5 protein-coding genes and 1 pseudogene are annotated in these 6678 nt (G+C 62.8%); 4 read left to right on the forward strand and 2 right to left on the reverse strand.

Features of this window, described 5'->3' with window-relative positions; translation table 11 throughout:
* The 3 genes from AB0E19_RS38040 to AB0E19_RS38050 form a co-directional block, all read left to right on the forward strand.
* A partial coding sequence (locus AB0E19_RS38040; protein ID WP_362189648.1) for a M15 family metallopeptidase occupies positions 1–432 on the forward strand: 432 nt, incomplete at its 5' end.
* Positions 433–497: 65 nt separating this feature from the next.
* Entirely contained in the window at positions 498–2189 is a 1692-nt protein-coding gene (locus AB0E19_RS38045; RefSeq protein WP_362189651.1) for a YadA-like family protein, read from the forward strand.
* 132 nt (positions 2190–2321) lie between these two features.
* On the forward strand, positions 2322–2804 hold the full coding sequence (locus AB0E19_RS38050) for a GIY-YIG nuclease family protein (RefSeq protein ID WP_362189654.1): 483 nt from the start codon (positions 2322–2324) through the stop codon (positions 2802–2804).
* Between the two features lie 161 nt (positions 2805–2965).
* Here the strand turns inward: AB0E19_RS38050 and mobF are convergent, their stop codons facing one another.
* Together mobF and AB0E19_RS38060 are read right to left on the reverse strand one after the other, a co-directional pair.
* Positions 2966–5956, reverse strand: coding sequence for a MobF family relaxase (gene mobF, locus AB0E19_RS38055; protein WP_049446842.1), 2991 nt, complete (start codon positions 5954–5956; stop codon positions 2966–2968).
* A gap of 62 nt (positions 5957–6018) precedes the next feature.
* Positions 6019–6627 (reverse strand): TraM recognition domain-containing protein, encoded by a 609-nt coding sequence (locus AB0E19_RS38060; protein WP_362189659.1) that lies wholly within the window; start codon positions 6625–6627, stop codon positions 6019–6021.
* Here AB0E19_RS38060 and AB0E19_RS38065 point away from each other — a divergent pair.
* Positions 6583–6678: pseudogene (locus AB0E19_RS38065) on the forward strand (sporulation protein); the annotation flags it as partial. The gene AB0E19_RS38060 and the pseudogene AB0E19_RS38065 overlap by 45 nt on opposite strands.

Raw genomic sequence — 6678 nt, forward strand, 5'->3', positions numbered from 1 at the left:
TCCAGCAGCCACAACTTCGGACTGGCCTTGGATGCCGCCGTGTTCATCAATGGGGAGCCCAGCTGGAACTTGGACGATGCCCATGTGATGGCCGGCTATCAACGCTTTGGGGAGCTGGCGGAGATCGTGGGGCTGAACTGGGGCGGCCGATGGACCAGCCCGAAAGACTATCCGCACGTCGAGCTGAAAGCCGAGTGCGGCCAAGCCAAGTGGGCCTACCGGCAGGGGCGCAAGCCGGGCGCGTTTCCTTCGGTGACCGGGGAGCCCTCTTCGGAAGTGCTGGCCCGTGCGCTGGCACCGGCTTGGTGCCCTGCGGGGATGGAAACGGCGTGCTTGGCCTGGGGCAATGAAAACCGGATGGCCTGGAACTGGTTCGCGCCGGCACGGGTTTGCTTTGCGACCTTTCCTAACACCTTGAAAAAGATCGGATGATCACCTTGCGGAAATGAAATCGCCTGCTATGGATGAAGTATCAATCCATACTCGGGAGGGTTTCCATGTCTTCGCTTCGCATTTCGATCTTAACCGCTTTGATGGGGGCCTCGTTGTTTGCCTCCCCATCGTTTGCTCAAACCGCCACGGGAACCGGGGCCACGGCTTCGGAACCCAACTCGACGGCGACCGGGGAATACGCCCAAGCCTCGGCCCCGAATGCCACCGCAACGGGTGCCTATGCCAATGCCTCCGGGAACGGGGCCGTCGCCACGGGCGTTCAAGCCAATGCCTCCGCAGACAACGCGGTGGCGTCGGGAACGAATGCCCAAGCGTCCGGTGCGAACTCCATTGCGACGGGCCAAGCCGCGAATGCCGCTGCGGTGAACGCCGTTGCGGTTGGCACGCTGAGCTACGCCGGGGGCGAAGCGGCGATCGCCTTGGGCGCGCAATCCGCGGCTACCGGCGTTCATTCGTTGGCCGCTGGCGTGCAGTCACAAGCCAGTGGAGACCTGTCCATGTCGATGGGCTACTTCAGTCGGTCGCGAGGAAACGCGTCTATCGCGCAGGGCAACTTGGCCCAAGCCAATGCCGATCACGCAGTCGCCATTGGCTCTTCAGCGGTCGCCGACGCGCGCCAGTCTGTCGCACTGGGCGTTGGGGCTGAAGCACGCGGGCAAGACTGCGTTGCCCTGGGCTCACATAGCCGCTGCTGGGCCAGCGACGAAGTCAGCGTGGGCTCCACGTATGAGGACCGGGGCCAGAGCACCCGCCGAATCACGAACGTTCGAGCCGGCACCTCAGACACCGACGTCGCAAACCTCGGACAGGTCCGTCAGGCGGCCCAAGCGCTGGGCGGCGGTGCCACGTTCGTCAACGGCAACTTTGTCGCGCCCATCTATCAGTTCCGCAGCGGTGCCACCTACAACACTGTCGAGGCCGCTATGGATGATCTTGATGGTCGCTTGACTGTCCAAGAGCAGAATCCAGGCGGTAGCTCGGGCACGCCAGGCCCGCGCGGCGCGGATGGGTTGAGCGCTTACGAGGTGGCCTTGGCCAACGGCTTCCAAGGGAATGAACAAGATTGGCTGGCAAGCCTAAAAGGGGAGCCAGGGGTTCAAGGGCCTGCCGGCACCGATGGGGTGGATGGAACCGCCGGAACCGGCGCGGGCTCGACTGTAAGGGCGGGCAAGAACGTCGAGGTGACCGACAACACGGACGGCACCCAAACCGTGGCGGTCAGCGACAACGTGCAGTTGTCCGAGCAGGGCTCTGTCCAGGTCGGCCAGACCACGGTCAACGCCCAAGGCGTGACGATTCAAGGCGGCCCTTCGGTGACGACTGCGGGCGTCAACGGGGGCAATCAGCGCGTGACCAACGTTGCGAATGGCCGCATTGAGCGAGGCTCCACGGATGCCGTGAACGGGGGTCAGCTCTATGAGGTTCAGCAAGTGTGGGATGACCGTTGGACGGAGACCGACCGTCGTTTCCGTCACCAAGACCGGCGCATTGATGCGCTCGGTGCCCAGCTTGGCGCCATGACGCAGATGGCCACCGCCGCAGCGCAAAACGGCGGGGCTGCTGTCGGCCAGGTGAACCTCAATGCGGGCGTTGGGTTCTCCGGCGGCGAGGCAGCGGTGTCCATTGGCTGGGGGGCTCGGGTTTCGGAAAAGGTCAGTGTCTCGGCGGGCGTTTCCTTCGGCTCTGGGAACAAGCCTGTGGCCGGCTTCGGGTTGAGCATCAACTTGGGGCGTTAAACGATTGCGTGGTGGGAAAAGGAGGTGATCGTATCTCGGCAAGGGCCCTTTGGGGCCCTTGTTCGTGCCAGGGCTTGACGAATCGGTTCTTTCTTTTATGGGTATGTAGGTATATCCATCAATGGAGGACCCTTGAACTGGAAACGCAATCAGAAACACCTGCCTCGCCCACGCCATCTCTACGGGTTGTTCTTTGACAACGGGTGCTGCTACGTGGGGCAGACCGTCGATTTAAAGCAACGCGAGCAGCAGCACCGCAGTGCTCGTGGGGGCTGGCAGGGACGCCGATTCTCGTTCGTGCCGCTGTCGAGCATGACGGGCACCCAGGCCGATGCCGAGGCTCACGAATACGCGTGGCGCTACAAGGCCTTTCAGAAAGGCTGGCGGATCTACAGCAAGCCACCGGGCATTCTTATTCGCGATCCCAGCAGGCGCACCACGGGTTACATGAAGTCCTTGGCGGCGGGGTATGCGTGGCCCGAGGCGGTTCCGCGCCGCTCGGCGGGGGCTCCGTCGTCCCTGGCTTGGGGGTTCTTCAAATGGCTGTTCCTCTACCCCTTCCTTTTCGGCGTGGCGGTGATGGTGCTGCAGGCTGTGGTCATGGCCGCCCTGTAAAGCAAGGGCCCCGGCGGAAGCCGCGGGCTGCCCTGCCGCACCCTCCATGCGCTTTTGACGTTGCTTTGGTGTCAAAAAGAACGCGGCCAGTGGCCGCGCCTCAAAGCAAAAGCGGTGTGGAGAGAAAAGCACATGGGCGGCATGGCCGCCCAGCCTGCTGCTCACAACGAGAAGCCCTGCCTGTGTTTCGGGGACTGCGCTGGCAGCTTGGGAGAGGCCTTTCGCGCCCGCCGCAACGGCTCCAGCACTTCCAGCAGCCAACGGGCCTTGCGCTCGCCCTCGCTCATCTGCGGTTTTGGGCGTTCCGCGTGCTCCTTCAGCAGTGCGTCGAGCTTGCCCTGGATGCGCGTTCGCTGAGCGGCTGGGCGTTGAGTGTTGGGGCGTGCAACCGCCCCAAGGCCCTGGACAACCGGCCGTTGCGGATCGTCTTTCAGTCCCGCGTCGAGCACGGTCTCTTTGAGGCGTTCCAGCCCCAGGCGTTCGCTCAACCGCTCCACGTCATCGGACGTCGCATACATGCGGTAGGAACCCTTCGTGAGTCGGGTGTAGGCCACCAGGGCGCTGTGGGCGTCGAGCATGCCCAGGTTCGCCAGGTGGTAGATCTCCCGCTTACCTTGGCCCTGGCTCTTGTGAACCGTCCCGGCATAGGAATGCGTCAGTGCTTTCATTTCGAAGCTGTTGAACGTCAATCGCCGGCCATCGGCCTTGGTCTCCGAGCGAATGGAAACGCTGATGTCGTAGCCGCCCGCCCTTGAGGGCTTGATGTTCTCCACCACCGCCTGCGTGCCATTGATGACCCCCAGGTCCTTGTTCTTCGCGGTGAAGACGATCTGATCGCCTTTGGACAACGCCAAGTCGAACTTGCGCCCCTTGTCCCGGGCCTCGATCACCACTTCGTCCTGGCCCAGCTCTCCCCGTTCTTTCAACCCAGCCCGGATGCCCGCATTGAGCGCGGCCACGTCTGCACGGGTGTGGGCGATGACCAACTTCTCCTGCATCGGGGTTGGGTCTTCGAAGTATTCGTGCAGCAAGCGCTCGCGGGAGTCCTTCTCCGTGGCCGTTTCGCGGATGGTGCCGAGCAACCGGGCCTTGATTTCGTTGCCCTTGTCGAGGGTCTGCGCCCGGGAACGGCTGGCCTTTTTCAGATCGATGATCTGGCCGCTTTCGTCCGTGGCGTAGAACGACAACGCGGTTTCTCGGTCTTCCTGTTTGCCCTGGCGTCGGATCTCCGTGAGTTTGGCATCACCCACCGCGCTCTTGGTCAACTGAAAGCCGGACCCAGCTCCGATGGGCTGAAGCTGTTCCACGTCGCCCTGCATGATGACCTTCGCCCCCGCCTTGGCGGCGTAGCTGAAAAGCTTGTGGGTGTTGCGCGCATCGACCATGCCTGCCTCATCCACCACAATGACGTCCGTCTTGCGGAACTGCATCTTTCCTTTGTCCAGGTCATGGAGCATCTGCGCCATGCTCACGCTGGACATGCCGCTTTCCGCCTCCAGCTTCTCGGCCGCGGCGTTGGAAACGCAGACGCCCAGCAACTCGAATCCTTGGGTTTCGTAAGCTGCCCGAAAACACTCACTGATCGTCGTTTTACCGGTTCCGGCGAGCCCAGAAAGATTGACCACGCCCCCGCTGCCCTGGGTGATGTGGTCCAACGCGTGGCGCTGCTCCTGGGAGAGTTGAAAGCCCTTGGCCTTCTCGTAGTCTTTCACCACCCGGTCCACGTCGGCCAGGGGCACGTGGTGATGGGTTTCCTTGGCTCGGTCAATCGCGAAGGCCACCACCTCCTGCTCGATCTGGAGCATCCACGGGGCGCAGTAGCGCTCCTGGGTATGCCGCCTTGCCAGCGAGTCGCCCTTGTCGTCGTCGTGCAGGCGCATGGGGTTGACCAGCACCAGGCCGTGCTCCTTCTTGAACGCTTCAACCAAGCCGTAGAGCTCTGGCACGGTCACGCTGCCGGCGTATTCCTGGCCCAAGACCTCCAAGAGGTTGTGGTCGCAGAAGATGGCGTCGGTCTCATGGAGCCGCTCCAGCAGTTCTGCCGGGGATTTTTGCTCCATTTCGTGCGCGTTGCCCTTGGCCTGCTTCAGGCTTTCCGTGGATACGTCGAAGCCTTTCAGCGTGTCCTGCCAGTGCGCGATGAGCTCCTGGTAAGGCGGCTCGTCCTTGTCTTTGCGCGTGGCCAACGTGGCCTGCTGATTAGACACGTTGTGCTTGGCCGCGTAAGCGAGGATTTCCTTGCGGCGGTTGCCATAGCGATCCGTCACCTCCTCGTCCAGGCCCGCGATCCGCGCGTAGACGCGCCCGGTTTCCTGGCCGTCGTCGTCCAGTTCACGGATGCGGTCCACCCCATAGCCCAGCGCCTTCATGCCCTGGTAGAGCTCGGTCTTGTAGACCTCATCCATGGCTTTGCGGTAGCGGTAGATTTCTTCAGCAGAGAGGCTGGCCTCTTTGCCGTCGTTGCCCAAGGAAAGGTTGTAGAGCAGGTTGTGGGTGTGGAGGTTCGGGCCCATCTCCCCGGTCGCTTCGTCGGCTCGTGAGGCGTAGTGGTGATGGCTGCTCCAGATCAACCCATCCACCCCAATGACGTCTTTCCCGGCCTTGTTGCGCCGGGTTTCGGACATGGCTTCGAAGGCTTCCATCGCCCGCTGGACCGCGTTGCGGTGCGCGGCATGAATGGCCTCTTGCTCTGCCGGATCGGACGCCAGTGCAAACGCCACGGAGATATCCAGCGGTGCGCTGATTGTCAGGTCAAAGCCGATGCGATGCCCACCGGCCAGATACGTGACCACCTTGCCGTCTTTGTCGCGCAACGGGGCCTTGCCGGTCTTATCAAAGCGGACTTTGACCTGTCCGCGATCCCCGGCTCCGTGGCATAGCGCTCGACCGGTCTTGGGGTCAAATCCATCCGTCAGCGGAATCATCAGCTCTTCCGTGGCGCGGACGCCTGCCAGACCCAGGTGCTGGGCCAAGCCGCCGTAGAACTTCGATTGCGCCTCTTTGCTCGGCGCGGAGCGGCTGTAGTAGCCAACGGCCATGCTTGCCTGCTCGGCTTCTTCAGAGAGCTTTTCCTGGGCCAAGAGGTAGTAAATCGACGCAGAACCACCCTTGGTTCCCCCGGCGTTTCGCTTCAGCAGTGTGGTGTTGATCATGAGTTCTCCAGGTCCTGGCTATCCCTTCAGATCTACCAAAACCCTGCGACTCCACAACCCCACTACTTGCGGAAGATGGCTTCCAGCTCGTCGTCAGAAACGGCGCGAAGTTTCGGCGGAGTGGCACCCCGCTTCTCCAGCTCTGCGGCGGCTTGGTCTGCGGTCATCTTGAGCACGCGCTGGACCTCTGCGGCGCTTTGCGCGTCGCTCTGCGGCATGGGTTTCTGCTCCACCGGGCGAGCGCCCTCCTCTGTCCAACTCGCCCGTTCCTGCCCATCTCGAACCTTGGGATAGCTCACGCCTGGCCAGTCCAGCAGAAGCGGATCCCCGGTGGTCTGGACGATGGCTCGGATGCCCCAGCGCTCGGGGCCGTAGGCCTTCCCTTTGCGGAAGCCTAGATCGTCGGTGAGGCGCCCTGGCGGAACAACGGATTTCGACTCCTCGTGGACAGTCGCCTTGTCGTCGTGCGTGCGCCAAGCCACCGTCCGCTTGCCCAGGTTCCGGGAGATCTTCTCTCGGGTCTCGCCGACCTGAAGCTGGCAAATGATGTGTGTGCCAACCAACCCAGAAAACGCCTGCGCGGTCTTGTCTCCGTAGACCTTCTCGACCTGTGACCAGTCTTGGACATGGACATCCCGTGGGAGACGCCGATCAACACGATCGCCGGGCAGCGGCTGCACGGCATGGAGATCGGTGTCTCCACCGAGCTGGAGATCGCGCGC

It is taken from the genome of Streptomyces sp. NPDC047974 (assembly GCF_040653375.1).
GTDB lineage: Bacteria > Actinomycetota > Actinomycetes > Streptomycetales > Streptomycetaceae > Streptomyces.

What these genes read in the sequence shown, in the direction of transcription:
- AB0E19_RS38045 (WP_362189651.1), top strand. Translation starts at nt 498, where the DNA reads ATGTCTTCGCTTCGCATTTCGATCTTAACCGCTTTGATGGGGGCCTCG.
- mobF (WP_049446842.1), bottom strand. Translation starts at nt 5,956, where the DNA reads ATGATCAACACCACACTGCTGAAGCGAAACGCCGGGGGAACCAAGGGT.